At 61.1% G+C, this 24,773-nt stretch carries 22 protein-coding genes and 1 other RNA gene; 11 read left to right on the top strand and 12 right to left on the bottom strand.

The window, feature by feature from the left end; all coding sequences use genetic code 11:
- Nucleotides 1-5 precede the first annotated feature (5 nt).
- The 11 genes from mraY to rsmI all read right to left on the bottom strand — a co-directional run bounded on the left by mraY (nt 6) and on the right by rsmI (nt 10,590).
- Nucleotides 6-1,094, bottom strand: a complete 1,089-nt coding sequence (gene mraY / locus HPTL_RS03985) for a phospho-N-acetylmuramoyl-pentapeptide-transferase (RefSeq protein WP_119334814.1) — start codon at nt 1,092-1,094, stop codon at nt 6-8.
- An 18-nt stretch (nt 1,095-1,112) separates the two neighbouring features.
- Nucleotides 1,113-2,504 (bottom strand): UDP-N-acetylmuramoyl-tripeptide--D-alanyl-D-alanine ligase, encoded by a 1,392-nt coding sequence (locus HPTL_RS03980; RefSeq protein WP_119334813.1) that lies wholly within the window; start codon nt 2,502-2,504, stop codon nt 1,113-1,115.
- Nucleotides 2,501-4,201 carry a Mur ligase family protein gene (locus tag HPTL_RS03975; protein ID WP_119334812.1) on the bottom strand — a complete coding sequence of 567 codons (1,701 nt, stop codon included), beginning with the start codon at nt 4,199-4,201 and terminating at the stop codon, nt 2,501-2,503. Before HPTL_RS03975 ends, HPTL_RS03980 begins: the two co-directional genes overlap by 4 nt.
- Before the next feature lie 9 nt (nt 4,202-4,210).
- Nucleotides 4,211-5,944 (bottom strand): peptidoglycan D,D-transpeptidase FtsI family protein, encoded by a 1,734-nt coding sequence (locus HPTL_RS03970; protein ID WP_119334811.1) that lies wholly within the window; start codon nt 5,942-5,944, stop codon nt 4,211-4,213.
- Nucleotides 5,941-6,213: a cell division protein FtsL gene (gene ftsL / locus HPTL_RS03965; RefSeq protein WP_170141264.1), complete on the bottom strand. Its 273-nt coding sequence runs from the start codon at nt 6,211-6,213 to the stop codon at nt 5,941-5,943. The genes HPTL_RS03970 and ftsL overlap by 4 nt, the downstream gene beginning before the upstream one ends.
- Nucleotides 6,210-7,142, bottom strand: coding sequence for a 16S rRNA (cytosine(1402)-N(4))-methyltransferase RsmH (rsmH, locus tag HPTL_RS03960; RefSeq protein WP_119334809.1), 933 nt, complete (start codon nt 7,140-7,142; stop codon nt 6,210-6,212). The genes ftsL and rsmH overlap by 4 nt, the downstream gene beginning before the upstream one ends.
- Nucleotides 7,139-7,582: a division/cell wall cluster transcriptional repressor MraZ gene (gene mraZ, locus HPTL_RS03955; RefSeq protein WP_119334808.1), complete on the bottom strand. Its 444-nt coding sequence runs from the start codon at nt 7,580-7,582 to the stop codon at nt 7,139-7,141. Before mraZ ends, rsmH begins: the two co-directional genes overlap by 4 nt.
- A gap of 234 nt (nt 7,583-7,816) precedes the next feature.
- An RNA gene (rnpB, locus tag HPTL_RS03950) (RNase P RNA component class A) lies at nt 7,817-8,191 on the bottom strand.
- A gap of 18 nt (nt 8,192-8,209) precedes the next feature.
- On the bottom strand, nt 8,210-8,644 hold the full coding sequence (locus HPTL_RS03945) for a hypothetical protein (protein ID WP_197713772.1): 435 nt from the start codon (nt 8,642-8,644) through the stop codon (nt 8,210-8,212).
- A complete protein-coding gene (pyrC, locus tag HPTL_RS03940) occupies nt 8,625-9,704 on the bottom strand; it encodes a dihydroorotase (protein ID WP_119334807.1) in 1,080 nt (359 codons plus the stop codon). Before pyrC ends, HPTL_RS03945 begins: the two co-directional genes overlap by 20 nt.
- Nucleotides 9,694-10,590, bottom strand: coding sequence for a 16S rRNA (cytidine(1402)-2'-O)-methyltransferase (gene rsmI / locus HPTL_RS03935; RefSeq protein WP_119336066.1), 897 nt, complete (start codon nt 10,588-10,590; stop codon nt 9,694-9,696). The genes pyrC and rsmI overlap by 11 nt, the downstream gene beginning before the upstream one ends.
- Before the next feature lie 14 nt (nt 10,591-10,604).
- Between rsmI and HPTL_RS03930 the strand changes: the two genes are divergently transcribed.
- The 11 genes from HPTL_RS03930 to HPTL_RS03880 all read left to right on the top strand — a co-directional run bounded on the left by HPTL_RS03930 (nt 10,605) and on the right by HPTL_RS03880 (nt 24,177).
- Nucleotides 10,605-11,015, top strand: coding sequence for a YraN family protein (locus tag HPTL_RS03930; RefSeq protein ID WP_170141263.1), 411 nt, complete (start codon nt 10,605-10,607; stop codon nt 11,013-11,015).
- A gap of 10 nt (nt 11,016-11,025) precedes the next feature.
- Nucleotides 11,026-11,583, top strand: a complete 558-nt coding sequence (locus HPTL_RS03925; RefSeq protein WP_119334806.1) for a phosphoheptose isomerase family protein — start codon at nt 11,026-11,028, stop codon at nt 11,581-11,583.
- Nucleotides 11,580-12,209, top strand: coding sequence for a BON domain-containing protein (locus HPTL_RS03920; protein WP_119334805.1), 630 nt, complete (start codon nt 11,580-11,582; stop codon nt 12,207-12,209). Before HPTL_RS03925 ends, HPTL_RS03920 begins: the two co-directional genes overlap by 4 nt.
- 395 nt (nt 12,210-12,604) lie before the next feature.
- Complete coding sequence (locus HPTL_RS03915) at nt 12,605-13,498, top strand: formate/nitrite transporter family protein (RefSeq protein WP_119334804.1); 894 nt, start codon at nt 12,605-12,607, stop codon at nt 13,496-13,498.
- A 56-nt stretch (nt 13,499-13,554) separates the two neighbouring features.
- Nucleotides 13,555-15,282 carry a bifunctional protein-serine/threonine kinase/phosphatase gene (locus tag HPTL_RS03910; protein ID WP_119334803.1) on the top strand — a complete coding sequence of 576 codons (1,728 nt, stop codon included), beginning with the start codon at nt 13,555-13,557 and terminating at the stop codon, nt 15,280-15,282.
- Nucleotides 15,283-15,527: 245 nt separating this feature from the next.
- Nucleotides 15,528-16,901, top strand: a complete 1,374-nt coding sequence (locus HPTL_RS03905) for a CmpA/NrtA family ABC transporter substrate-binding protein (RefSeq protein ID WP_119336064.1) — start codon at nt 15,528-15,530, stop codon at nt 16,899-16,901.
- A gap of 34 nt (nt 16,902-16,935) precedes the next feature.
- The gene (locus tag HPTL_RS03900; protein WP_197713771.1) at nt 16,936-17,874 is read left to right on the top strand and encodes an ABC transporter permease; all 939 of its coding nucleotides are present in this window, start codon (nt 16,936-16,938) and stop codon (nt 17,872-17,874) included.
- Between the two features lie 15 nt (nt 17,875-17,889).
- Nucleotides 17,890-18,702, top strand: coding sequence for an ABC transporter ATP-binding protein (locus HPTL_RS03895; protein ID WP_119334801.1), 813 nt, complete (start codon nt 17,890-17,892; stop codon nt 18,700-18,702).
- Nucleotides 18,699-21,140, top strand: coding sequence for a nitrite reductase large subunit NirB (gene nirB / locus HPTL_RS03890; protein WP_119334800.1), 2,442 nt, complete (start codon nt 18,699-18,701; stop codon nt 21,138-21,140). Before HPTL_RS03895 ends, nirB begins: the two co-directional genes overlap by 4 nt.
- Nucleotides 21,137-21,445 carry a nitrite reductase small subunit NirD gene (nirD, locus tag HPTL_RS03885; protein ID WP_119334799.1) on the top strand — a complete coding sequence of 103 codons (309 nt, stop codon included), beginning with the start codon at nt 21,137-21,139 and terminating at the stop codon, nt 21,443-21,445. Before nirB ends, nirD begins: the two co-directional genes overlap by 4 nt.
- A complete protein-coding gene (locus HPTL_RS03880; protein WP_119334798.1) occupies nt 21,430-24,177 on the top strand; it encodes a nitrate reductase in 2,748 nt (915 codons plus the stop codon). Before nirD ends, HPTL_RS03880 begins: the two co-directional genes overlap by 16 nt.
- On the opposite strand, the gene HPTL_RS03875 is transcribed toward HPTL_RS03880, so the two are convergent.
- Nucleotides 24,171-24,734, bottom strand: coding sequence for a DNA-3-methyladenine glycosylase family protein (locus tag HPTL_RS03875; RefSeq protein ID WP_119336063.1), 564 nt, complete (start codon nt 24,732-24,734; stop codon nt 24,171-24,173). The genes HPTL_RS03880 and HPTL_RS03875 overlap by 7 nt on opposite strands.
- Between the last annotated feature and the right edge of the window lie 39 nt (nt 24,735-24,773).

The raw sequence follows: 24,773 nt of genomic DNA, 5'->3' as shown, positions 1-24,773 counted from the left end.
GCCACCTACCGCAGTTTCAATGTCGACAACCCGATCAGCACCAGAATAATCGTGATGATCCAAAAGCGCACCACCACCTGCGTCTCTTTCCAGCCACCCAATTCGAAATGGTGGTGCAACGGGGCCATCCGCAAAATCCGCTTTCCCCCGCTGTATTTGAAAAACCCCACTTGGAGCATCACCGACAGCGCTTCGACGACGAAAAGCCCACTCATGATGAAAAAGACGATCTCTTGCCGGACGATCAACGCGATCGCCCCCATCGCTGCGCCCAGCGCCAGCGCACCGACATCGCCCATGAACACCTGCGCCGGATGCGCGTTGAACCAAAGGAACCCAAGCCCAGCGCCACAGATTGCGCCACAAACCACCGCCAATTCGCCTGCTCCCGGCACATAGGGGACGCCCAGGTAACGTGCAAAAACCGCGTGCCCGGCGACATAGGCAAAAATCGCCAACGCCCCGGTGACGAGTACCACCGGCATCACCGCCAGACCGTCCAACCCGTCGGTGAGATTGACGGCATGGCTTGCCCCGTTGATCACGAAATAGCCAAGCACCACCAACCCAACGGTGCCCAACGGAATCGATACCTCTTTGAAGAAGGGAACGATCAGCGTGGTATGTACCGGAAGCGTTGCCTGCCACGCCAGATAACCGGTAGCCGCTAAAGCGATCACCGAAGTCCAAAGGTACTTCCACCGCGCCGGCAACCCCTTCGGATCCCGGTGCACCACTTTGCGCCAGTCATCGACCCAACCCACCAGACCGAAACCCAGCGTGACCCAAAGCACCACCCAAACGTACGCGTTGCGCAAATCCCCCCAGAGTAGAACTGCAAGCGTCATGGAGAGCAGGATCAACACCCCGCCCATCGTCGGCGTCCCACTCTTGATCAAATGGCTCTGCGGTCCGTCTTGGCGCACCGCTTGCCCAAACTTTTTTGCCGCCAACCAGCGGATCACACCAGGTCCCAGAAGGAAAGAGACCACGAGCGCGGTGAGCGCCGCAAGCATCGTGCGCAGCGTGATGTAGGTAAAGACGTTGAATGCCCGCACCTCGTGCGCCAACCATTGCGCCAATTCCAGCAACATGCCCTTCTCCTTGCGCGCTCACTCAGCCGATGGGGCGATCGCTGTAACGACCCGCTCCATGCGACTCGAGCGCGAACCTTTCACCAAAACGGCTGTCTGCGCATCGAGAAGCGGCAACAGCGCGTCCAACAATCGCGGCAAAGCCGAGAACGCCATTGCGCCGTCGCCGAACCCTGAAGCCGCCGCTTCGGCGTTCGGTCCCAAAGTCAAAAAATGGGTCACACCTGCCGCTTTGGCATAGCGGCCAACCTCCTCGTGCAGCTCGCTGCCATGCGCCCCCAGTTCCGCCATCTCACCCATCACGACCACTTTGCGCGGCTGCGGCAATGTCATCAGGGCGTCGATCGCGGCGCGCATCGCGTCGGGGTTGGCATTATACGTGTCGTCGAGAACGACCGTTCCGGTGGGCGTCTGCAGCCGCCGCAGCCGACCCGCCACGGGGGGTAGAGCCTGCCAGGCAGCGACCGCTGGCTCCCACGGCAATTGCAGCGCATCGAGCACCGCCAACGCGGCACAGGCCAATTCGGCGAAGTGGCGCCCGACCCACGGCAGGCGCACGGTGGCTTCTTGCCGGTCGCTGACCACCTCGCAGCGGATGCCTTCGGCATCGGCAACCTCATGACACAACCGCACCATAGCCGCTGGCGCGCGCCCGAACGTCACGATCTGGCGCGGTTGCGCCCGCTCCCGCCATTCGGCGAAAAAAGGGGAATCGGCAGGCAGCACGGCGACCCCGTCTGATGCGAGCGTGGTGACGAGCGACCCTTTCTCTGCCGCCACCGCATCGACGCTACCCAGCCCGGCCAAGTGGGCGCGCAGCGCGTTCAACACCACCGCGACGTTGGGTTCGGCCAACCGCCCCAACGCAACGATCTCCCCGGGTTGATTCATCGCCACTTCTACGACCACACCCCGATGCTTTCTTTCGATCCCACAGAGCGTGAGTGGCACGCCAATCGCGTTGTTCCAGTTCCCGGGCGTCGCCCAGACTTGGCTTTCGCCCCAGATCGCAGCCAATGCGGACGCGAGCAAGGTTTTGGTCGTCGTCTTGCCCGCGCTGCCAGTCACCGCGGTCACCGCGCCGCCCCACTGCCGCCGCCACCATTGTCCGATTGCGCCCAATGCCGCCAAGGTGTCGGGTACCGGTAAAACGCGATCGGCAGGCACCGACGTGCGGTCTCGGTGGTGCGCCCATTGCGCTGCCGAAACCATCGCCGCGACGGCGCCTTGCGTGAGCGCCGCCGCAACGAAATCGTGGCCGTCAAAACGCGTCCCCGTCAAGGCCACGAAGAGTTTCCCAGAACACGCTGCGCGCGAATCGGTGGTGACACCATCGATTCGCCGATCCTGAGCCTCTGGCGGCATCGGCACCCCGATTGCCGCGGCGATTTCAGCCAAAGATGTGTTCATCGTTGATCCTGAAGCGAAAAAGACGCGGCGCACGGCGTCTTGGCATCACGCGCCATCAACGCAGCGCGCGCGCATTCGTGATCGGAAAAGGGGATTTTCTCGCCGGCAATCTCCTGATACCCCTCGTGCCCCTTGCCAGCTAGCAAAATCACATCGTCAGCCGCGGCAGAAACGACCGCGTACCGGATCGCTTCGCCGCGATCCAACTGCACGGTGACGTCAGTGCCAGCAGGAACCCCACGCAGAATCGCGGCAGCGATCGCATCCGGCGACTCCCAGCGGGGATTGTCGCTCGTCACCACCAGCCGATCGGCGCACGCTGCCGCCGCCCGTCCCATCTCCGGGCGTTTCCCGGCATCGCGATTGCCGCCCGCCCCAAAGACCACCCAGAGCGCACCGCCACGCGCAGCGGCAATCGGGCGGAGGCTCTCGAGCGCTTGTGCCAGCGCGTCCGGCGTATGCGCGTAATCGACGACCACCATCGGACGATCCGCCACCACCTCCATCCGCCCAGGCGGCGACACCACGTGCGCCAAAGCGGCGAGCGCATCGGGCAACGCGATGCCCTCCGCCAACAAAGCGGCCAGGACGAGCGCGCCGTTTGCGATTTGAAACGCCCCTGCTGCCGGCACCTCGAGCGTTCCCGCCTGCAGCGGTTGCGTTCTCCCGACAAAATGCCCCGTTTCAGGGAGGCGAATGGTGACCGGCACGGTCCAACGCCCGTCTATCCACTGCGGTTTCGCCGTCAACGCAACCGTAGCAACACCGCTACCGTGCGCAGCAGCGCCACTTCTCTGCAGGTGGCGAATGGTCGTTTCGGTTCCGACCCACCAAACCGTACGCTGGCGTATGTCCCCCGTGCGTTCGGCTTCTTGCGCCGCAGCGCTTCCCCATTGCGCTCCATAGGGATCATCGACCCAGAAAATTTGATGGGCAAGCTCCGGGCGAAAAAGGAAACGGCGTTTCGCTTCGGCGTACGCCGCAAGCGACCCGTGGTAATCCAGATGGTCGCGCGAAAGGTTGGTGAAAATCGCCCCGTGGAACCGTACGCCGTCGATGCGCCCCTCACAGACGCCGATCGACGAAACTTCGAGGCTTGCCACGCGACATCCGGCATCACGAAAGCGGGCAAACAACGTGTGTAGCAACACCGCAGACGGTGTGGTGAACCCGGTGGCATCGAGCGCGCCCAACCGTCCCGCGCCCAGAGTCCCGACCACTCCGGTTGCATGTCCAAGCCGTTCCAACGTCTGCGCCAACCACTGACTCACCGTCGTTTTGCCATTGGTGCCGGTAACCCCCCAAACCGAGAGGTGTTCCGAAGGTGCATCGTACCAGCGGTGGGCCCACTCACCCGCCCAGTTCTGGAAACCCGGGATGCGCCACAACAGCGACTTTTCTCCCGCATGACCGGCCAGGATTTCGGGTGCGTCAGCCGGTGTACCCTCTGCGCCCATCTCTCCTTCGGTGCTCCCTGCCCTATCGCGATCGGCAATGACGGCCGCGGCACCCCGCTGAATGGCATCGGCCACATAGTCCCAGCCGTTTCGGCCGTCGTGGCGAAACGCCAAAAAGAGGTCACCGGGTTGGATCCGACGCGAGTCGCTCGCAAGCGATGCGTTGGGAAAACGGTTACGGCACGCGCGAAAAACCGCTTCGAGCCAATCGGGCCACGGATAGATCGTCGAAACATTCATCGACCAGAATCACCCACGTGGAGCACGCGACTCGGCCACCACCTGTACGGGTTGGTCGGGCAAAACACCCAATGCGGGGAGCGCTTGGCGAACGATCTCAGCAAAAGCGGGTGCGGCAACGGTCCCTCCGTAATACCCTTTCTGCACGTTTGGCTCATCGATCATCACCGCGACGACGATTCGCGGGTCGGTCGCTGGCGCATAACCGACGAACGACGCGACATACTTCTGCACATACTGCCCATTTTCCACTTTACGCGCCGTCCCCGTTTTCCCCGCAGTCGTATAGCCGGCAACCTGCGCGCGCGTTCCCGTTCCCCCCACGTCCGTCACCTTCTCCAGCATCGCACGCACGGTGCGTGCCGTACGTGCCGAGACGACGCGCTGGTGTTGCGAACACGAAGGGAGTGATTCTAACCGAACGAAGGTGATCGGCAAGCGACACCCATCGTTCGCCAATGCCTGGTAGGCGCCTGCCACCTGCAGGAGCGACGCCGACATCCCATGACCGAAGGCCATCGTCGCCACTTCGATCGGTTTCAAGTGCTGCGGTGGGAACAAGTGACCTGCCGTTGCCCCCTTCAAGGGAATTTTAGGCCGTTCGCCGAAACCAAAGCGCCGATAGTGTTGCCACAGCGCTTGGGGGTCCAGTTTCTGCGCGATTTTGACCACGCCGACGTTCGACGATTTTTGGATCACTTCCGAGACGGTCAACACCCTGTCGCTTGCGTGGGCGTCGCGAATCGAAAAACCGGAGACTTTGATCACCCCACCACGCACGTCGATCGGTGTCTCCGGACGAACCACGTTCTGCTCCAACCCGAGCGCGACGAGAATCGGCTTGACCACCGATCCCGGCTCGTAACTGTCGGTGATCGCGCGGTTCCGCACCAAGTTCCAATCGAGTTCCGTCCTAGCTTCCGGATCGAACGTGGGCCAGTTGGCCATCGCCAACACTTCACCGCTCTTGGCGTCGAGCACCACTGCCGCGCCGCCCTTTGCTTGAAATTGCGTCACGGTGTCTTTCACCGCGTTCAACGCCGCTGCCTGAATGCGGAGGTCGAGGGAGAGAATGAGATCTTCCCCGGACTGAACCGGCACCAGCCATTCCCCCTCGCGAACCGGTCGCCCTTGGCGATCCTGCACCAACACCTTCTTGCCAGGATGCCCCTGCAACCGGTTGTCAAAACCGCGTTCCAACCCTTCCAGTCCGTTTCCGTCGATATCGGTGATACCAACGACGGTCGCGACGAGCTCGCGGTAAGGGTAGACGCGCTTTGGCTCCTGAAGCGCCGAAACACCGGGGATTTTGAGCGCCAATACGGCCTCAGCGGTTCGACGATCGAGATGCCGTTTCAAATAGGCGAAACGGCTTCCGCCCCGGGCGATCTGCGCTTCGATCGCATCGGGTGTCGTTCCCAACAGTCGAGCAAGCGCTTCGACCTGCTCGGACGAAGCGGCTTGCCACAACTGGGGATCGACCCAGATCGAATGGGTTTCGACCGATTGCGCCAGGATCGTCCCATTGCGATCGAGCAAGCGGCCGCGCGCTGCTGGTACCGTGACCACCCGCTCATAGCGTTGCTCTGCTTGCGCTTGCAGAAACTGACGCTCGGCCGCGACCAACCACCCGGCGCGCCCGACCACCAATGCGACGCACAACCCGAAAAGGCTCAGAACGAAAACCAAGCGGGGCAACGGTACCGCCAAACGAAACGTTCCAACCGCCAAATCGTGTGTCATGGTTTCTGCTCCTCCCAGCGCCGGATACGTGCCACGGCAGGGGGCGCCAACCCCATTTGCGCCGCGACCGCTTTCAGCCGCTCCGGCCGTTCTGCGGCTGCACGCGCCACCTCTAAACGCCGCCACTCACTTTCGATCCGTGCCGTCGTCGCTTTTTCTGCTTCGACCGCCCGGACCAAACCCCGTACTTCGTGGTGCATGGTGACCACCGCGATCGCCGAACCGATCGCCGCCCCCAGCAACACGCCGTCCCACCAGCCTGCGCTCATCGCTTCTCCACTGCCCGCAGCACTGCCGACCGCGCGCGCGGGTTTTGTGCACATTCCGCTTCAGCCGGTGAAAGGCGTTTGACCACCCAGCGCATCGCGGGCTCGGGCCGTTCGTCCTCACGAATCGCCACACCTGGCGGAAGCGGCGGCGGTTCGCACTGCGCGCGCATGAACCGTTTGACGATCCGATCCTCGAGCGAGTGAAAGCTGATCGCCACGAGACGCCCCCGTGGGGCTAACCGCGCGACCGCTTGCGGCAGTGCGCGTTCGATCTCTTCCAGTTCGCGGTTCACAAAAATCCGAAGCGCTTGGAAGGTGCGCGTCGCTGGGTGTTGCCCCGGCTCACGGCGCGGGACCGCTTTTGCCACGATCTCGGCCAACTGCCGCGTGGAAACAATGGGCGCTCTGGTGCGCGCGGCGACAATCGCCTTTGCAATCGCATGAGCAAACCGCTCTTCGCCATACTGTTTGATCACCTCCTTGATCGCGTCGCGTTCCGCTGTCGCCAACCACACCCGAACCGGCTCACCCCGCGTCGGATCCATGCGCATGTCGAGCGGAGCGTCCAAACGAAAACTCATTCCCCGCTCCGGGGTATCGAGTTGTGGCGACGAAACGCCAAAATCGAACAGCACCCCATCGACCGCGGCAAGGCCCCACGCATCCAGCGCCTGCCCCAGCTCCGAAAAGGGGCGGTGGGCAATCGAAAACCGAGGGTCCACTTTCGCCAATGCGATGCCTGCGGCCACTGCTTCAGGATCGCGATCCAGCGCCACCACGCGTCCATTCGCCCCCAAGCGCGCCAAGATGGCGCGGCTGTGCCCCCCTCGGCCAAAGGTGGCGTCGAGATAACACCCGTCCGGACGCACCGCCAGCGCTTCCAGGGCTTCGCCGAGCATTACGGGTTGGTGCGCTCCCTGCACGTTCATAAAGCCAACCCTTGGAACGGTTCGGGCAGGTCGGCAAAGGAGATCGACCGCATCGCCTCTTGCTGTTTCGCCCAGCCGGTTTCAGACCAGAGCTCGAGATGACTCCCTTGCCCCACCAACCACACGTTCTTTTCCAACTCGGCCCATTGCCGCAACGATGGCGCCAACAACACCCGACCCGCGCCATCGAGCGTCTGCTCTTCGGCAAACCCGACCAAGAGCCGCTTCAACGCTGCGGCACGCGGATCGAGCCCAGGCATGCGAACGATCTCGTCGCGGATCGGCTGCCAAACGGATTGCGGATAGAGCACGACACAGCGGTGGGGATGCGCGGTCAGCACCAGTGGTGCCCCGTCTGGACAGAGCAGTTCGCGGTGCCGCTGCGGGACCGTCATCCGCCCTTTCGCATCCAGCGTGAGCGCCACCGCGCCTTGAAACATCTTGCTCCACCCAAACCCCTTTTACCCCACTTTTTACCACTTGTTCCCACATAAAACTACTGAACAAATTTACAAATCCTACCAACCAAACGAAAAACCCCGCTGCACGAAACAGCGGGGCGCTATCCACACCAGCGAAAAAGATTCGACGAACCATGTGCGCGCCCCGGTTAGCCGAATCGGGGCGGAATCACATGCGTACAACTGAAGAGGAAGGAGAGACAAAAAAGCGAGAGTGGAAGCCCGCCAGTAAGCCGGGTTCTGTCGCAGGCGGCAACACCGCCTGGGGCAGTCATTCCTCTAGGCCTGACGTCACCGCCAGGCTCGAGCGGCCAACCCGGAAGCGGCGCGAGCCACGCCGTTGCTTCCCTATTCGGCCTTGCTCCGGATGGGGTTTACCGTGCCGGTCCGGTTACCCGGACCGCGGTGGGCTCTTACCCCACCGTTTCACCCTTGCCTGATCCCGTAGAAACGGGCCATCGGCGGTCTGTTCTCTGTGGCACTTTCCGTCGCCTCACGGCGCCCGGCCGTTAACCGGCATCCTGCTCTGTGGAGCCCGGACTTTCCTCCCCCGTCCTTGCGACGGCGGCGACTGCCTTGGCGGACTTCCGAAAGTATTATAAGGGCTTACTGTGCCGCGACAAAGACCACTTGACCGTCTTTTTCTTGAAACGTTCCCACCAACGGCCCCAACGATTGCGGATTGGGGTTTGGCCAACGCTGTACCTTGCAATCTTCTGTCGTCGCCAAATACCAACGGCCCTTTTGCTCGAGCGCCCAAAGGAGATCACCGGCGTGATAGACCCGCATCGGCGTCATCGGCGTGCCATCCTCTTGGATGCGCCAACGGCGCTGACAGACCGGCAAACGACTCACCACAACGAACTGTTCGATCGCCGCGAACGGCAGCCGCTGCTCGCGCACCAAGATCAACGCGTGCTCGCGCCCTTCGATCTGGTACGCCGTCGCCGAATTCTCGCAACCGGTCAGAACGAGCGCCGCTGCCCCCAGAAGGAAAGGTGTCAGCAACCGCACGCGCAGATCATTCGCTTTCCTCACCATCACTCACCTCCACCTGCCATTCGAGCGCTTCGCCTGCACAGAGCGGCACCAAAGGATCGTCGGGAAGATAGGGAAACGTTTGCGGTACCGTCCAGGGGCATCGCACCAACGTCACCTGCTCGGTTGCCTGCGGGAAACCGTAGAATGCGGCGCCGAAGCGTGCCGCGAAATCGGGTAACCGATCGAGCGCCCCGACGGACGCAAACGCTTGTGCGTACAGCGGCAACGCGGCGTACGCCGTGTAACAGCCTGCGCACCCACAGACGGCCTCTTTCGTACTGCGCGCATGGGGTGCCGAATCGGTACCCAAAAAGAATTTGGGGTTGCCACTCGTAGCCGCTCGAACGAGCGCCTGCCGATGCTGCTCCCGCTTGAGCACCGGCAAGCAGTAGTAGTGGGGACGTATCCCGCCTTGGAAAATCGCGTTGCGGTTATAAAGCAGGTGGTGCGCAGTGATCGTCGCGGCAACGTTTTCTGGCGCCGCTTCGACGAACGCCACCGCATCGGCCGTCGTGATATGTTCGAGCACCACTTTGAGCCCCGGGAAACGGCGCACGATCGGATCCAGCACCCGTTCGATGAAAACTGCTTCACGATCGAACAGGTCGATTTCCGGATCGGTGACTTCACCATGCACGCAGAGCACGATCCCGCGCGCTTCCATCCGTTCCAGAACGGGATAGACCCGCTCGATGCACCGAACGCCGCTCTCGGCATTGGTCGTTGCCCCAGCCGGATAGAGCTTCACGGCGCGAACGCGCCCCTGCGTTGCTGCTGCGCGGTCGATTTCGGTCACTGTTGTCGTTTCGGTCAAATAGAGCGTCATGATCGGCTCGAAGCGCGCTGCCGCTCCGGATAGGGCACGAACCACGGAAAGGATCCGCTCACGATAGGCAAGCGCAGCGGCAACCGTGGTCACGGGGGGTTTCAAATTGGGCATGATCAGCGCGCGACCAAAAACCGCCGCGGTATGGGGCACCACCGCGGCAAGCGCTGCGCCGTCGCGAACATGCAAATGCCAATCGTCAGGCCGGGGCAAAGCAAACCGCTCAACTGTCATCGCGAATCCTTTCGTGCGCAACCACCCAATCATACAACCGGTTCTTGGAAATCTGGAAAAGCTCCGCAGCCCAGCGAACCGCTTCCGAACGAGCCACCCCCGCTGCGATGAACCGTTCGCACCAGGCCTTTGCCCTTGCCGTACGTTCGGAGTCGTCGTTCGCCGGTGGAACGACCAAAACGAATTCACCATGCTTGCGCTCACGCCGTGCCGCCAGCCACGCTTGGGCCTCGGTTACGGTTCCGCGAAAACTCTCTTCGAAACGCTTCGTCATCTCCCGCGCGACGAACACGGGATGATTCGTCCCCAGCGTGGCAGCGAAATCGGCCAGCGCTTCGTCGATCCGGTGTGGCGTTTCGAACCAGACCGTAGGCAAATCCCCTGCGGCTGCTTCGCGGATCGCTGCACGGCGTTGCGCCGCTTTTGCCGGCAAAAAACCCCGAAAAGCAAAACCCGACTCTCCCCATCCCGAAATCGAAATCGCCGCGGTCACTGCGCTCGGCCCAGGGATCGCCACCACCGGGAACCCCTGCTCGCGCACCATGGCGACCACTTTGACACCGGGATCGGAAACGGCAGGGGTCCCCGCGTCACTCACCAACGCCCAGTGCTCGCCAGCTGCGAGACGCGCACACAACACCTCTGCGGCGCTGCGCTCGTTGTGGGCGTGGAGCGCGACAAGCGGCGTGCGAATCCCCCAACTTTCCAACAACCGCGCCGTGACGCGCGTATCTTCTGCCGCAATCCCGGCCACCCCCGAAAGCACCGCCAATGCGCGCACAGAGAGGTCGAACCGGTTGCCAAGCGGGGTTGCGACTACGTACAATGCAGCCGTCGGCAACCGCCATGAGGCCTCCTCCGCCAACGCACGCCAATCCGCTTGCATCTTCACCTCCCCATATGCCATTGTCCGATTCTCGCACATCTGCCACCCGCCTCTCTTCGGATTCCCGCACCACCGGCGCCCATTTCGAAAACCGAGCGGCGCAATGGTGCTATGACCGCGGCTGGACGGTCATTGCCCGCAACGTCCGGTGCCGACGCGGCGAGATCGACATCATTGCCCTGGATGGGGCAACACTGGTTTTCATCGAAGTCCGCCATCGCCGCTCCGCCCGTTATGGCTCGGCAGTAGAGAGCGTCACCCCTACCAAGCAGCAACGCCTGACCGCCGCGATTCGCTACTGGCTAAACGGCCGTGAAGGGCGTCAGCATGCCCATCGCGCGATGCGTTGCGACCTTTTGGCATTTACCGGGACCCTTGAGACGCCTGAGTGGATCCCCAACGCATTTGCCCCTTCCCCCTGGTAAACTGCGCCGTATGGATCTGATCGAAGCCCTAAGCGACCGCTTTGCGTTTCAGCAAAGCCTCTACCGGGAGACCGTCGACGCCTTGGCGCCCCCGCTTGCTGCCGCAGCGGAAATTCTGGCGCAAACGGTCTTGAGCGGCCACCGACTGTGGATCGTGAGCGGCCCAGGGACCCACTACCTTGCTGCCCATTTCACCGAACGGCTTTGGTACGGACTCGAACGCGAGCGCCCCCCTTTTGCCGCGGTTCACCTGCCCGCCGCTACAACGCCGCCGCACGGACAGCCGCTGGACGTTTTGGCGCAACCGGGCGACTGCGTCATGATCCTGCTCGGTCATGAACCCAGCGAAACCATACGCGCCGCGATGCGCACCGCACTCGAAGCGGGATCTCCCTTGATCGTGATCGGCCATGACCCGGACGAACACATCTGGTCGCAACTGCGCGGTGGCGACGTTCCTGTGGCGCTGCCGGAACTTCCCCCCGCACAGCAGGACGAACTGCTCCTTTTCCTGCTCAACGCCCTGACCGAAACCTGGGAACAACTCTTGTTTGGAGAACTGGTATGAAAAAAACGACCCTGTTGCTCACCCTGGGGTTGGCGGTGCTCACCCCCACGTTGTCGGGCTGCTTCCCTGCCATTGCCACCGGTGTCGCGGCAACCGCAGCGGTTGCCGCGGACCGGCGAACTGCCGGCGCGGTCGTCGAAGACGAACAACTGGAATGGAAGATCAGTAGCGCAATCCAAAAAGCGCTCGGCGATCGCGCCCATGTCAATGTCACCTCCTACAACCGCATCGTGCTGCTGACGGGCGAAGTCCCCGACGAAGCGGCCAAACAACGCGCGGAAACGCTCGCCAAACAAACCGAAAACGTCCGCGCCGTCGTCAATGAACTGATCATCGCTGCGCCGTCGTCTCTGGCGTCACGCGCCAACGACGCATCGCTCACCACGCAAGTCAAAGCGCGGTTGGTCGGCAACCGTGATGTCCCCGCCCACCTCGTCAAGGTGGTCACCGAAGGGGGGGTCGTCTACCTGATGGGGCTCGTGACGCGTCGGGAAGGCGACGCCGCCACCTATGTCGCTCGCACCACCTCGGGGGTGAAGCGGGTGGTGCGCGTCTTCGAATTCATCAGCGAGGCAGAGGCGAAACGGCTCGATCACGCAGCGAAGCAGTCGCAAAACGGGCGCTGACGGCGACCGCTTCCCTCCCTCATCCACCGGAATAAGCCAACCGCCCCCCTTCGCCCGGCAAAGGGGGACGCGCTTTGGGCGCAGCCCCTTTTCGATTCTCATCGTTGCCAACCGAAGCGACCTGCCGGAGCCATAAACGGACTCCAGCAGGCCACTTTCAGGTGCGCGTCCGCGCTTCTTTCATGCACGATTTTGGTGCAGTGCACCAAACTTCAACAACGCCCCCCTATAAAGCGCAACCTCGCGATTTTTTTGTTGTTTTATTTCAATAACATACATCTTAGGCATCAATTTTGCTGAAAAACACTCGGGCAGACTTGGCCTAAGGTCGGCCAACCGCCCACGGGTACGCACCGAAATGACACAGTTTCACAAGGATTGAAGGAGGTTTCACCATGTCGTATCTCGAACCCAGCGAATTCGTCACCAAGATGGTCGATCAGGGCGAATCCAAGGTGTACATGTCCACCAAGGATACGCTCATCCGCGCCTTCATGGCGGGTGCCATCCTCGGGCTGGCCGCGATATTTGCGATCACCGTCACTGTCAACACGGGATCGCCGTTACTCGGTGCGATCCTCTTTCCGGTCGGCTTCATCATGCTCTACCTGATGAAGTTCGACCTCCTCACTGGGGTGTTCACGCTGGTGCCGCTTGCGCTGCTCGACAAGCGTCCTGGAGTCACCGTTTCTGAAGTACTCCGCAACTGGGGACTGGTCTTCATCGGCAATTTCGCCGGTGCGCTCTTCGTTGCCTTCCTGATGTCCTTCATCCTCACCTATGGTTACTCCACCGATGGTGGGGTGATTGCCGAGAAAGTGGGGCATATCGGCGAAGGGCGGACGCTCGGTTACAAGGCACATGGCATCGAAGGATGGTTCACCATCTTCATCCGGGGCATGCTATGTAACTGGATGGTCTCCATGGGCGTAGTCGGCGCGATGATCTCGACCTCCGCCACCGGCAAGATGGCCGCGATGTGGATGCCGATCATGCTCTTCTTCTACATGGGATTCGAACATTCGATCGTCAACATGTTCCTCTTCCCCTTCTCTATGATCATGGGGGGCGGCTTCACCCTTGCCGACTATTTCATCTGGAACGAAATCCCAACCGCGCTGGGCAACCTCGTGGGCGGATTTCTCCTCGTCGGACTTCCGCTCTACTACACCCACGTTCGGACCAGCCCAGAGCGACTGCTCAAGAATGGCCGGAACGCTGGCAAAAGCGATCGCGAACCCAGCAGCTCCCTCCCTCGGCACGCAGAGACGCTGAAGGCAAGCCTCTGAGTTCCTCACGCCTCGCCCCCCTACCTGGGGACGAGGCCCCTTGGCGGAACGCGAACATGTTGCAGGTCAGTGTCGGGCAGTATTCGGACAAGGGGCGCAAAGCGGTCAACCAAGATTTCCACGGTTACCTTTGCCCCCCTCGCCATCTTCTCCGGACGAAAGGGATCGCCGCGGCCATCGCCGATGGCATCAGCAGTAGTGCGGTGAGCCATATCGCGGCAGAAACGGCGGTAAAAAGTCTTCTCACAGACTATTACGACACTTCGGAAGCTTGGTCAGTGAAAAACGCCATGCGTCGGGTCATGGCGGCCACCAATTCCTGGCTGTACGCCCAGTCGCGCCATCGGCCAGGCCGCTTCGACCTCGACCAGGGATACGTCTGCACCTTCAGCGCGATCGTACTCAAATCGCGCTCCGCGCACCTGTTTCACATCGGCGACACGCGGATCTGCCACCTCGTCGGCGACCAGTTGGTCCACCTTAGCGAAGCACATCGCGTCTGGGAAGGAGAGAAGAGCTACCTCACTCGTGCCCTCGGGATGCGCGAACAACTGGAGATGGACTATCAGCGCTACACCGTAGAGGTGGGTGCCATCCTGATCCTGATGACCGACGGCGTCTACGAGCACCTTCCCGACGCCGAAATCGCCCGGCTCATCCGGGAAAACCCAAACGACCTCGACCTGGCTGCAAAACGGATCGTTGCAGCAGCGCTCGATCGCGGCAGCGACGATAACCTCACCATCCAAATCATACGCATCGAGCAACTTCCTCCCCCCGAGCAGGATGAGCTGAGCGAGGAGGCGGCTCGTCTGCCACTGCCAGGAGAGCTTCGCCCTCAGAGCGAGCTCGATGGTTACCGCATCATCCGCGAGCTAAACCGTGGCCCCCGCAGCCACCTATACCTCGCACAGCAGGACGGGAGTGACGCTCGAGTCGTCATCAAGGCGCCAGCAACCGAATTCGCCCACAACCTCGACTACCTCGAACGCTTCCTGATGGAAGAGTGGATCGCTCGCCGTATCGACAGCCCCCACCTGGTCAAGGCCGCCGAACGCACCACCCTACCCACCGCACTCTATTCGGTTTTTACCTACATCGATGGACAGACACTCGACCAGTGGATGAAAGACAACCCCACACCCGATCTCGAAACGGTCCGTGTGATCGTCGAACAGATCGCCAAAGGGCTTCGGGCGCTCCACCGGCAAGAGATCATTCACCGCGACCTTCGTCCTCAGAACATCCTCATCGAACCCAACGGTAACGTCAAAGTGATCGACTTCGGCTCGGCGCAGATCGCAGGTTGGGTTGAAGAGATACCCAAGGACGAATCTGTCCCACCCGGCGCCGTTCCCTACCTAGCCCCAGAGTACCGCCTTGGGGAACGGGGCTCGAAACGATCCGACCTCTACTCGCTCGGCGTCATCGCTTACCAAATGTTGAGCGGTGGCCACCTTCCCTATGGCACTGACGCCGCCAAGATCGTGAGCAAAGAGGAGCTTTACGGATTGCGCTACCGTTCACTGCGCGAGCGGGGCGCCGCCGTCCCTTTCTGGGTCGACGCAGCGATTCGAAAAGCCGTCCACCCCCGAGCGGAAAAACGGTACGAGAGCCTCTCCGAATTTATCCACGATTTGCGCCACCCCAATCCCGACTTCGTCCCCCTGCATAACCGATCGTTCCACGACCGCGACCCGCTCCTCTTTTGGAAAACCGTCTCATTCATTCTCTTTTTTTGTCTGCTGGTACTGATTTTGACCCACCCCATGTTGCACCAGTAAGCAACGAACAATCGCCCTGCAACAAAATGGTGACCCGGTGCACGAAATCATCGCAATCACGCACTGCTGCGGTGCAATATTCGCCCGAATCTCGAAAAAAATCGATTTTTCAACGTCCTCAATAAATGGCACGGTATTTGCTGTAAAGGTGGTTGGAACCAGTCAAAACCCATGAAGAGGAGCAGCGAAAAATGCGCAGCAAGCAAGACGGGAAATTGACCACTCTGATCGGCCGGAGAACCTTCATGAAAAGAGGGGCCGCCGTGGCTGCAACGCTCTTTGGCCTTTCCGCTGGGCTCGTGCGCACACCGGCACAGGCCTCGGCAAAGCTGGGGGAACCCGAAAAAGCGGATCTGAAATTCGGCTTCATCAAGCTTACCGATATGGCGCCTTTAGCCATCGCCAAAGAGCTCGGCTATTTCGAAGAAGAAGGGCTCTACGTCGAGCTCGAGGCACAGGCCAACTGGAAAGTTTTGCTCGATCGGGTGATCGATGGCCAACTGGATGGCGCCCACATGCTGGCTGGACAACCCATTGCCGCAACCATCGGCTATGGCACCCAGGCAGACATCATCACGCCAATCTCGCTGGATCTCAACGGAAACGGGATTACCGTTTCCAATGCGGTGTGGGAGATGATGAAACCATCGATCCCCAAAGAAAACGGCAAGCCGAAGCACCCGATAGGCGCCGAATACCTCAAGCCGGTCGTCGAACAATACCGGAAAGCGGGAAAGTTGTTCAAGATGGGGATGGTCTTTCCGGTCTCCACCCACAACTACGAATTGCGTTACTGGTTGGCGGCCGGAGGACTCCATCCTGGATACTATGCCCCACAACGGGGGGACACCGCCGGTACCATTCAAGCGCAAGTCCACCTCTCGGTCACCCCACCGCCCCAAATGCCGGCCACTCTGGAGGCAGGAACGATCGACGGCTACTGTGTCGGAGAACCGTGGAACCAGCAAGCGGTGATGCGCGGCATCGGCGTAGCCGTCATCACCGACTATGAGATCTGGAAGAACAATCCCGAAAAAGTCTTCGGTGTTCGCCGCGAATTTGCCGAAAAATTCCCGAATACCACCATTCGCATCGTACGCGCACTGATCCGTGCCCAATACTGGCTCGATCAGGAAAACAACAAGAACCGACCGGAAGCGGTCAAGATCCTCTCCCGCCCCTACTATGTTGGTGCCGACTACGACGTGATCGCCAACTCGATGACCGGATTCTTCGAATACGAGCGGGGAGACAGAAGAGCGGCCCACGACTTCAACGTCTTCTTCCGTTACAACGCTCCGTACCCCTACTACTCCGACGCCATTTGGTATTTGACTCAGATGCGGCGATGGGGCCAGATACCGGAACAACGGCCGGACGACTGGTATTTCGAAACGGCGAAAAAGGTCTATCGCCCAGACTTATACAAAGCTGCAGCCGAATCCCTGATTGCAGAAGGGATCATGAATGAATCCGATTTTCCGGAAGAAGTCTGGAAAAGCGACGGTTTTCGCCCTGTCCAGCGGGGATTCATCGATGGAATCCCGTACGACGGAAGGTTTCCCAACCGCTACATCGATTCGTTGCCGATTGGGCTCAAAGGAAACGAAAAGGCGTAACGCCTGAAAAGAGAAAAGACACATGAGGAACGATATGGTCCCATTTCGCTTGCCCCCCCTGCGTTCCCTGCTCGCTCCGCTAATCGGCCTCACTCTATTTCTGGCCGTTTGGCAAGGCGTTGCCAGCCAAATCGATACCTCGCTAGGGAAATTTCCTGGCCCGATCGAAACTTGGCAACAGTTCACCAACCTGATCGAAGAGTACCAGCAGGAAAAGGTTCGTGAACAAAAGTTTTACGAGCAGCAGCGCATTCGCAACGAGAAAAAGCTGCAGGAAAACCCGAATGCCAAAATCGTCTGGCGCGAATACAGAGGAATGCCGACCTATCTCGACAAAATTCAGCGCAGCCTCATCACCGTCGCCTCCGGCTTCCTGCTGGGTTCGCTGATCGCCATACCGGTCGGGTTGCTCATCGGAATCAGCAAAACCGCCTATTCGGCGATCAACCCGATCATCCAGGTGTTGAAACCGATCTCACCGCTCGCCTGGCTGCCATTGGTGACCATCGTGATCTCGGCCGTCTATGAGAGCGAATCGCCCCTGTTCGACAAAGCGTACCTCACCTCGATGTTCGTCGTAATGCTCTGCAGCCTCTGGCCCACCATCATCAACACCGCGGCCGGTGTCGGCAGCGTCACCCGTGACATGCAGAACGTCAGCCGCGTGTTGCGTCTGAGCCCCCTGACCCATCTGCGCAAGATCGTCCTGCCTTGCACCATCCCCAGCATGTTCACAGGGCTGCGCATCTCGCTCGGAATCGCCTGGATGGTGCTCATCGCTGCGGAGATGCTCGCCCAGAACCCGGGGCTCGGCAAATTCGTCTGGGACGAATTCCAGAACGGAAGTTCCCAATCTCTGGCTCGGATCATGGTGGCTGTGGTCACCATCGGCATCATCGGTTTCCTCCTCGACCGGTTGATGCTGCTCGCCCAACGGTGGGTCTCCTGGGACAAAACGGCCACACTGCGCTGAAAAGGAGCGGCACGCATGAATTCCCCTCGCCCCCACCTCGAACTCTGTCAAGTCAGCATCGAATTTCCCACGTCGAAAGGCCCATTCCGGGCGTTGCGCGACATCAACCTCAAGATCGCCAAGGGCGAGTTCCTCTCGCTCATCGGCCACTCGGGCTGTGGCAAATCGACCGTGCTCAACATCATCGCCGGTCTCTATCAGCTCACCGAAGGGGTGGTCCTGCTCAACAACAAGGAGGTGCGCGAACCCGGTCCCGAACGCGCTGTGGTCTTCCAGAACCACTCCCTCCTGCCCTGGTTGAACGTCTATGAAAACGTCAAACTGGCCGTCGACCAAGTGTTTCACGACAAACCCTCCTCATGGAAAAAGGAGTGGATCGAGCACAACTTGAAACTCGTCCATATGGACCACGCCCGCCACAAGTATCCGGCCGAGATCTCGGGAGGGATGAAGCAACGGGTGGGTATCGCCCGTGCACTAGCCATGCAACCGGAGGTCTTGCTGATGGACGAACCGTTCGGCGCACTCGACGCCCTTACCCGCGCCCACCTCCAGGATTCGCTGATGGAAATTCAGGAAACGCTCAAAAACACTGTGATCATGATCACACACGACGTAGACGAGGCGGTTCTGCTCTCCGACCGCATCGTCATGATGACCAATGGACCTGAGGCGACCATCGGCGAAATTCTCCCCATCAACTTACCGCGGCCGCGCAACCGTCTGACACTTTCCAAAGATCCCACCTACGCCGCCCTGCGCGCGCAGGTCCTCGACTTTCTCTACGCCAAACAGGCTCGCCGTTTCGAAGAAGGAGTCCTCGCATGAAAAAACCACGTCTTGTCGTGGTCGGCAACGGCATGGCCGGCTGCCGAACCCTGGAAGAGTTGCTGAAATTGGCGCCGGACCGCTACGACATTACCGTGTTCGGCGCCGAACCCCACCCCAACTACAACCGCATCCTCCTCTCGTCGGTTCTTGCTGGAGAGACATTGTTCGACGAGACGATCCTCAACGACCCCAACTGGTACGAAACCCATGGCATCCGACTGCACCTCGGGAAGCGAGTCGTCGAAATCGACCGCATTGCCCAACGGGTCGTCGCCGAAGACGGCACGAGCGCCGAATACGACCGCCTACTCCTTGCCACCGGATCGTCACCAGCCATCCTGCCGGTTCCTGGAAACGACCTTCCCGGCGTGATCTGCTGGCGTGACATCGCCGACACCGAAGCGATGATCGAAGCCAGCCGAAACTACCGCCATGCGGTCGTCATCGGTGGGGGGCTTCTCGGCCTGGAAGCAGCCAACGGACTGGCGCTGCGCGGCATGACGGTAACGGTGGTCCATATCGGAGCATGGTTGCTCGAGCGCCAGCTCGACCGCTATGCCGGGGAACTGCTGCAAAAATCGCTGGAAGCAAAAGGGTTGCGTTTCATGCTTCAGACCGAAACTCGAGCGCTTCACCCAGGTCCCGATGGGCGGGTGCATAGCGTCGAGTTCGCCGACGGCTCCCGAGTGGAAGCTGACCTCGTCGTCATGGCCGTAGGCATCCGGCCGAACATCGAACTGGCGCAGCGCGCCGGTCTCTACTGCCGTCGCGGCATCGTCGTCAATGACACCCTCCAGACCTACGACCCGAAGATCTACGCAGTTGGCGAGTGTGTCGAACACCGTGGCGTCACCTACGGGCTGGTAGCCCCCCTCTTCGAACAAGCCAAGGTCTGCGCCAACCATCTCGCAGAGTTCGGCATCGCCCGATACACCGGCTCTGTCACCTCGACCAAACTCAAGGTCACCGGCATCGACCTCTTCTCGGCGGGCAACTTCATGGGCTCGCCACAGAGCGATTTCATCACCTTCACCGACCCGTCAGCTGGCGTTTACAAGAAACTGGTGATCGAAGGCGACCACTTGGTCGGCGCTGTTCTCTACGGCGACACCGTCGATGGTGCTTGGTACTTCCAGCTCATCAAAGACCGGCAGAAGATCACAGAAATCCGCCACCAACTGATGTTCGGCCCCCATCACCTCGGAAATACAGGTCACAGCGGTGAAAACCGCGCCGCAGCCATGCCCGACGACGCCGAGGTCTGCGGCTGTAACGGCGTCACCAAAGGGGCGATCGTCGCGGCAATCAAGGCACACGGCCTCTTCACCTTGGAAGATGTGCGCAAACACACCAAAGCCTCCTCAAGTTGCGGTTCTTGCACCGGCTTGGTAGAACAGATCCTGGCCAATGTACTCGGCAGCGTTTACCAGCCGAGCAATACCCGCGAAAAACCGATCTGCGACTGCACTGAGCTCACCCATGCCGAAGTTCGGCAAGCAATCCGTGAGCAGAAGCTCCTCTCGATTCCGCAGGTGATGGAGACGCTCGGTTGGCGCACCCCAGACGGTTGCGCCACTTGTCGCCCCGCCCTCAACTACTATCTGATCTCCACCTGGCCCCACGAAGCGCAAGACGACCCCCAGTCCCGCTTCATCAACGAACGGGCGCATGCCAACATCCAGAAAGATGGCACCTTCAGCGTGGTTCCCCGGATGTGGGGCGGTCTGACCAACCCGACGGAGCTGCGAGCGATTGCCGATGTGGCAGAAAAATTCCGAGTCCCAACGATCAAACTCACCGGCGGGCAGCGCATCGACTTGCTTGGCGTCAAGAAGAGCGACCTGCCGAAGATCTGGGCCGAATTGGGTAAGGCTGGACTCGTTTCCGGCCACGCCTATGGCAAATCGTTGCGCACCGTAAAGACATGCGTTGGAGCCGAACATTGCCGTTTTGGCACGCAGAAATCGATGGGACTCGGCATTCGTCTGGAAAAAGCGCTCTTCGGCATGTGGTCGCCACACAAGGTCAAACTGGCCGTCTCGGGATGTCCGCGCAACTGCGCCGAATCGGGAATCAAGGATGTGGGCATCATCGGTGTCGACTCCGGTTTCGAAATCTACATCGGCGGCAACGGCGGGATCAAAACCGAAGTGGCTCAATTCCTCTGCAAGGTCAATAGTGAAGAAGAGGTCATCGAATACGTGGGGGCCTTTTTACAACTCTATCGTGAAGAGGGTTTCTACCTCGAACGCACCTGCCACTACTTGGCCCGCGTCGGCCTCGACTACGTCAAAGCGCAGATCGTCGACAACCCTGAGAAAAGGCAGGCACTTTACGAACGGCTCCTCTACTCGCTCCAGGGCGTGGAAGATCCCTGGCAGAAAGCCGTTGCAACCCAAGACCGAGAATACGCCATCATGGAGATGACCGAATGAACCTTTGGAAAAAAGTTTGTCCGCTCGAGCAGATCCCACGCCTCGGGGCAATGCGGATCGAGACCCCCAAAGGCGCAATCGCCCTCTTTCGCACACGGGACGACCAGCTCTTCGCGGTCACCGACCGCTGTCCCCACAAGGGTGGTCCGCTCTCGCAGGGAATCGTCGCCGGCCATGAAGTCACCTGTCCGTTGCACGGTTGGCGGATCGACCTCACCACCGGTGAAGCGGTTTCTCCTGACAAGGGATGCGTAACACGCTACCCCACCAAAGTCGAAGAGGAGTGGGTATGGATCGCGCTGTAACGAATCGGCGCAAAATCACCGAAGTGAAGAGCGTCTGCTGCTACTGCGGCACCGGCTGCGGGGTGGTCATCGAAACCGACGGTGTCCACCTTCTCAACGTCCGCGGCGATCCCGACCATCCCGTGAACCGCGGACAGCTTTGCATCAAAGGGCAAACCCTTGCAGCAGCGCACGTACGCACCGGCAGGGCCACGCGGCCTCTGATACGCCCAAAGCGGGGCGCCGCGTTCCAGCCCACCGACTGGGACACGGCGCTGCGCCTCAACGCCGAACGCTTCGCGCAGATCATCGCCACCCACGGCCCGGATGCGGTTGCCTTCTACGTCTCCGGGCAACTCCTCACCGAAGACTACTATCTCTTCAACAAACTGGCGCGGGGGCTGGTGGGCACCAACAACATCGACTCCAACTCGCGCCTCTGCATGTCCTCGGCTGTTACCGCCTACAAGACCACCTTGGGTAGTGACACGGTTCCCTGCTGCTATGAAGACATCGATCTCGCTGACCTATACCTCCTTGCGGGCAGCAATGCCGCGATCACCCACCCCATCCTCTTTCGCCGGATCGAGGTGGCCAAAAACCGCCATCCTGAACGCCAAATCCTCGTCATCGACCCGCGCCGCAGTGAAACCGCCGCATACGCCGACCTGCACCTGGCGATCCAACCGGGGACCGACACGTTTCTCTTCGCGGCGATGCTCCACGTGCTCGTCTGGGAACGGCTGATCGACGAGGCGTTCATCGCCACGCACACCGAAGGGTTCGAAGCCCTGCGCCGTGAACTCGCCGAGCTCACCCCCGGCGCCGTCTCGCCGATCTGCGGCCTCAGCCCAGAAACCATCGTCGACGCGGCGCGACGCTTCGGAAACGCGCAGGCCCCCCTCTCCTTCTGGTGCCAGGGACTGAACCAATCGATCCACGGGACCAGCAACGGTGTGGCGCTCATCCACCTGCACTTGGCCACCGGTAAGATCGGGCGACCGGGCATGGGGCCCTTCTCGCTCACCGGTCAGCCCAACGCGATGGGCGGCCGCGAAACCGGCACCATGGCCACCTTGCTCCCCGGCCACCGCGACCCCAACTCGGAGAAAGACCGAAGCGAACTCGCTCACCTCTGGGGCATCCCCTCCCTGCCCGAGCGTCCAGGAAAAACCGCGGTCGAAATCTTCGACGCTCTTGCCGAGGGCACGATCAAGGCCATCTGGATCGCCTGCACCAACCCGGCCCATTCGTTCCCCCACCTGGAACGCGCTACCGAAGCCTTGCGCCGCGCCGAATGGGTCGTCCTCCAGGACGCCTGGCAGGATACCGAAACCGCTCCGTTTGCTGATCTTCTTCTCCCCGCTGCCACCTGGGGTGAAAAAGAGGGAACGATGACCAACTCGGAACGGCGAATCAGCCGCGTGCGCGCCGCCGTACCCCCTCCTGGTGAGGCCAAACCCGACTGGTGGATCGTCCAGGCTTTCGCCCGGCATCTCGGCAAAGCCCTCGGCATATCGGAACGGGCCGAGCGCCTCTTCTTCTTCCCCACCGAGGAAGCGATCTTTCTCGATTACGCCCGAACCACTGCAGGCACCGACATCGCCATCGAAACGCTCACCTACGCCACGCTCGACCAGCTTGGGCCGCAACAGTGGCCCTTTACCTCCGGTCAAAGTCAAGCGCGCCCCTTCTCCGATCACCGTTTTTCCTATCCCGACGGCAAAGCCAGATTCCAAACGCTCGATCGCAGCCGTCTCCCCGAGCCAATCGACGCGCGCCACCCTTTTCTGCTCATCACCGGGCGGTTGCGCGACCAGTGGCACGGGATGAGCCGCACAGGACGCATTCCGCAACTCTTCCGCCACGACCCTGAACCGGTTGTGCGCATGAACCGCACCGACCTCGAACGGCGCGGTTGGCGTGAAGGGGATCTGTTGCGTCTGCGCAGCCGACGCGGCGAACTTATCCTGCCGGTAGCCACCGCAGACGAAGTCCGCAGCGGCCACCTGTTCCTTGCCATGCACTGGGGCAGGCGTTCACTTGCGGGCGAAGGGAGCAACGCGCTCACTTTGGCCGCCACCGATCCCCTCTCCAGACAGCCCCACCTGAAACACGCAGCGGTGCGCGTCGAAAAATGCCACCTGCCGTGGCGAACCGTCATCCTGCGCCGAAGCGATCACCCAGATGACCCGATCGAACCCCTGCTGCAATGGCAAGCAGCGTTGTGCCCCCTGGTGGCCGAATTCCCTTACGCGGCGTTGACCCTCGACGAAGGACGCTGGCCGATCCTGCGCGTCACCCTCGCCCATAGCACTCCTCCCGAAGACGAGCTCCTGGAACGGTTGGCATCGCTCCTCGCACTCAGCGGGCCGGAGCTTCTGCAATACGAAGACCGCAGCAACCACATCCTCAAACGGGCGCGCATCGCTGAGCGGCAACTGACCGGTATCCTGCTGAGCGGAGAAACCGCGGCGGCACATTGGCTCTGCGAAGCGATCAAGAACGGGACCCAAACCGATACATTCCACCGCTGGCTCTTCGCTCCGTTGGCGGAACCGCCACTTGCCGACCTCACATCCAGCCGTATCGTCTGCAACTGTCGTATGGTCAGTGAAACGGCCATACGCAGTGCCGTTGCGGCTGGCGCCGACCTCGAACGGCTACAAGCGGAACTCGGATGCGGCACCGTGTGCGGCTCTTGCCTGCCAGAGATCCGGAAAATCACCTTAGAAGCGCGCGTCGTTCAATAAGCCACCGCCACCGGGTCGAGGCTACGCCACAGATACCAGGTGGCAACGGTGCGCCACGGGCGGAAACGCTCCCCAGCGCTGCGCCATGCCGCAAGGGGCTGCTTTGCCGGCAGCCCATAACGCGCAACCAACGCTTTACGCAACCCCAAGTCGTCCGCTGGCCAGACGTCGGGGCGCAGCAGATGAAAAATAAGAAACATCTCTGCCGTCCACCGCCCGATGCCCCGCACCGCAGTAAGTGCGCCGATGATCGCCTCGTCAGACATCTCCGCCCAGCGTTCCGGGTCGAGCGAACCCTCCTGCGCGTGTCGCGCCAAATCACGCAGGTATTCCACTTTTCGCGCCGAAAGGCCCGCGCCGCGCAACACTTCAGGTTCGACCGCCCAAACCCGTTCGGGTGACACCACGCCATCCACCGCCGCGGTAAACCGTTCCCACAACCGATCGGCTGCCACCACCGATACCTGCTGTCCGACGATCGCGCGCGCAAGTGTCACGAAGGGATCGCCATGTGACCCCAGCAGCTCCCCATCATACTGCGCGATCAGTTCGGCCATTTTGGGGTCTCGCGCCCTGAGTTCGGCGCACGCCGTTTC

It is taken from the genome of Hydrogenophilus thermoluteolus, assembly GCF_003574215.1.
GTDB lineage: Bacteria > Pseudomonadota > Gammaproteobacteria > Burkholderiales > Rhodocyclaceae > Hydrogenophilus > Hydrogenophilus thermoluteolus.
Note: the sequence above shows the minus strand (reverse complement) of the source record. Positions and strands in the feature narration are given on the sequence as shown.

Bases quoted from the DNA above. Each gene is read 5' to 3' on its own strand.
- mraY (WP_119334814.1), bottom strand. From the start codon at position 1,094: ATGTTGCTGGAATTGGCGCAATGGTTGGCGCACGAGGTGCGGGCATTC.
- HPTL_RS03980 (WP_119334813.1), bottom strand. From the start codon at position 2,504: ATGAACACATCTTTGGCTGAAATCGCCGCGGCAATCGGGGTGCCGATG.
- HPTL_RS03975 (WP_119334812.1), bottom strand. From the start codon at position 4,201: ATGAATGTTTCGACGATCTATCCGTGGCCCGATTGGCTCGAAGCGGTT.
- HPTL_RS03970 (WP_119334811.1), bottom strand. From the start codon at position 5,944: ATGACACACGATTTGGCGGTTGGAACGTTTCGTTTGGCGGTACCGTTG.
- ftsL (WP_170141264.1), bottom strand. From the start codon at position 6,213: ATGAGCGCAGGCTGGTGGGACGGCGTGTTGCTGGGGGCGGCGATCGGT.
- rsmH (WP_119334809.1), bottom strand. From the start codon at position 7,142: ATGAACGTGCAGGGAGCGCACCAACCCGTAATGCTCGGCGAAGCCCTG.
- mraZ (WP_119334808.1), bottom strand. From the start codon at position 7,582: ATGTTTCAAGGCGCGGTGGCGCTCACGCTGGATGCGAAAGGGCGGATG.
- HPTL_RS03945 (WP_197713772.1), bottom strand. From the start codon at position 8,644: ATGGTGAGGAAAGCGAATGATCTGCGCGTGCGGTTGCTGACACCTTTC.
- pyrC (WP_119334807.1), bottom strand. From the start codon at position 9,704: ATGACAGTTGAGCGGTTTGCTTTGCCCCGGCCTGACGATTGGCATTTG.
- rsmI (WP_119336066.1), bottom strand. From the start codon at position 10,590: ATGCAAGCGGATTGGCGTGCGTTGGCGGAGGAGGCCTCATGGCGGTTG.
- HPTL_RS03930 (WP_170141263.1), top strand. From the start codon at position 10,605: ATGCCATTGTCCGATTCTCGCACATCTGCCACCCGCCTCTCTTCGGAT.
- HPTL_RS03925 (WP_119334806.1), top strand. From the start codon at position 11,026: ATGGATCTGATCGAAGCCCTAAGCGACCGCTTTGCGTTTCAGCAAAGC.
- HPTL_RS03920 (WP_119334805.1), top strand. From the start codon at position 11,580: ATGAAAAAAACGACCCTGTTGCTCACCCTGGGGTTGGCGGTGCTCACC.
- HPTL_RS03915 (WP_119334804.1), top strand. From the start codon at position 12,605: ATGTCGTATCTCGAACCCAGCGAATTCGTCACCAAGATGGTCGATCAG.
- HPTL_RS03910 (WP_119334803.1), top strand. From the start codon at position 13,555: ATGTTGCAGGTCAGTGTCGGGCAGTATTCGGACAAGGGGCGCAAAGCG.
- HPTL_RS03905 (WP_119336064.1), top strand. From the start codon at position 15,528: ATGAAAAGAGGGGCCGCCGTGGCTGCAACGCTCTTTGGCCTTTCCGCT.
- HPTL_RS03900 (WP_197713771.1), top strand. From the start codon at position 16,936: ATGGTCCCATTTCGCTTGCCCCCCCTGCGTTCCCTGCTCGCTCCGCTA.
- HPTL_RS03895 (WP_119334801.1), top strand. From the start codon at position 17,890: ATGAATTCCCCTCGCCCCCACCTCGAACTCTGTCAAGTCAGCATCGAA.
- nirB (WP_119334800.1), top strand. From the start codon at position 18,699: ATGAAAAAACCACGTCTTGTCGTGGTCGGCAACGGCATGGCCGGCTGC.
- nirD (WP_119334799.1), top strand. From the start codon at position 21,137: ATGAACCTTTGGAAAAAAGTTTGTCCGCTCGAGCAGATCCCACGCCTC.
- HPTL_RS03880 (WP_119334798.1), top strand. From the start codon at position 21,430: ATGGATCGCGCTGTAACGAATCGGCGCAAAATCACCGAAGTGAAGAGC.
- HPTL_RS03875 (WP_119336063.1), bottom strand. From the start codon at position 24,734: ATGGCCGAACTGATCGCGCAGTATGATGGGGAGCTGCTGGGGTCACAT.